Origin of the sequence: Belliella filtrata (genome assembly GCF_022549775.1) — a bacterium.
Taxonomy (GTDB): domain Bacteria; phylum Bacteroidota; class Bacteroidia; order Cytophagales; family Cyclobacteriaceae; genus Belliella; species Belliella filtrata.
In genome coordinates this window covers 1-2,095 of the sequence record NZ_JAKZGP010000129.1, presented here as the reverse complement: position 1 = coordinate 2,095, position 2,095 = coordinate 1, and the positions used below count along the sequence as shown (strand labels likewise).

General features: G+C 36.8%; 1 protein-coding gene. It reads left to right on the top strand.

Annotated features, from left to right (window positions below; genetic code table 11):
- Positions 1–555 precede the first annotated feature (555 nt).
- Entirely contained in the window at positions 556–1,404 is an 849-nt protein-coding gene (locus tag MM239_RS20700; protein ID WP_241350233.1) for a hydroxymethylglutaryl-CoA lyase, read from the top strand.
- Positions 1,405–2,095 lie beyond the last annotated feature (691 nt).

The window sequence follows — 2,095 nt, the reverse complement described above, 5'->3', positions numbered from 1 at the left end:
AAAGAAAGAGATGGGGCAAGATCTTTCAGTGAATATACCATTGCTAAATGGCTATTTGGGTCTAATTTCGCTCCCATCTCCAACCACTTTTTGTTAAATTTACAATCATTTCAAACATAGGAGGTCTTTTGTTGCTATAAACCATTCGGGGCACAATTTTCTCTTTTGGATTTATGGGGATTGTTTTCTGTTCCGGGAGCATTCTGTTTGTAGAAAAAAAATAATTCCGTGTTTTTTAGCTCCGTAGTATAGGAGCGACCTGTATTATTCGATCCATTCAAATAAATATTTTTCATCATAATTTATTTCAAACTTATTAAGAAAAGCAAAGTAGATTCTACTTGAAATGTTGATACTAGTGCTAATACGAATAACCATTTTCTACACAAATTTTACACAAATCATTTCCTTTAGTGTAAATGCGGGCAACCAAAATTTATAAAAACCTCGAAGACTTAGAAAAACTGTCTGTTTCTAGGAGTTTTCTGTACTGTTTGATCTCATTAATTAATAAAAATACTTGTGCCTCTGATACCTTGCATCTATCTTCATGGCATGATAAAGCTCATAGAATGCCCAAGAGATGCCATGCAAGGTTTCCCAAATTTTATAGATACCGCTATCAAAGCAGCATACATCAATCAATTGTTGCAAATTGGATTTGACACGATAGATTTTGGAAGCTTTGTCAGTCCTAAAGCGATACCTCAGATGAGAGATACTGCCGAAGTTCTGGAGTACTTGGACCTATTCGAAAGCAAGTCAAAACTCTTGGCCATCGTTGCAAACACAAGGGGAGCAGAAGATGCCTTGCACTTTGAACAGATTGATTATTTGGGTTTCCCCTTGTCTATCTCTGAAACTTTCCAACAACGCAATACCAACAAATCTATCAAAGATGCCATGGTTGCTGTGGAGGAGATTCAGAACCTCACAGAGGTAAAAGGTAAAACCCTTGTGACTTATTTGAGTATGGGATTTGGAAATCCCTACGGAGATCCTTATGCTCCTGAAATGGTAGCTGAATTTGTCGAGCAGCTTGAGCAACTTGGGGTTAAGATTATATCCTTTGCAGATACAGTGGGTACTGCAAATGTTGATCTGATCAAAGAACTTTTTGAGTTAAATATCCAAGGATATCCCCATATAGAGTTTGGGGCTCACTTTCATGCCAGGCCAGATCAAGTGGAAGAAAAGGTTCTAGCGGCATTTCACGCAGGTTGCTTGAGATTTGATGGGGCTTTGAAGGGGTTTGGAGGATGTCCGATGGCCAAAGATGATTTGGTAGGGAATGTGGCCACTGAAAAATTGATCCAATCCTTAGAAAAGGAAGGACAAACCTTATCCCTCAATAAGCAAGAGCTTGAAGAAGCCATGAAAATGGTGGATTTTGTTTTTAGATAAGAGGTGTTTTAACATAGAGCTTATTTCAAATATATGCACCTGATTGGAGACGGTTAGGTGTGTCTTTTTTTGCAAATCGTTATAAGTATGAATTGTTATAACGAGTATATAAAGAAGGTATATTTTGGTTTGTGGGGATACAAATCAAGGTGTGTGTTTCGGTTTGAGAGGACACAAACCGAGGGGACAGATGAGCCAGGATGCATGGTGAGCCTTTTTACGACAAACAGGTGAAAAAACTGTGTACCATCCCGATTCGTCTTTGCGAAAATAGGATTTGAGATAAAACCTTCGAGGTCAAAAAAAGACCTCAAAGGTTGATAGAGTACCACAATCGGTTTGTGGGGACACAAACCGAGGGGGGAGTAGGTTCATAATAAGGTGAAAATCATATGGTGTATGGATCAAAAAACCTTCGAGAGGCTCTGTAAGTACTTAACTTAAATATTATTTGAATTTTCTTCTATGATGAAAATTTTTTAAAAAACAGAATCACTTTAAATCTGATATGTTTGGGTTTAAATATAGAGTGTTTGAGTTTAAATTCGTAAATAATTACATTTTTTCAGCAATTCCGATTTTAAATAATTGAAGTAGTTTGATCAATTTGCTTTAGAAAATAGACATAGGATTCCCATGACCCTGTTTCCAGGGAATTCTTTTTTTTAATTAAACCAGTTTTTGTGTTTTT

Coding starts and splice junctions, on each gene's coding strand:
- MM239_RS20700 (WP_241350233.1), top strand. CDS start 556: ATGATAAAGCTCATAGAATGCCCAAGAGATGCCATGCAAGGTTTCCCA.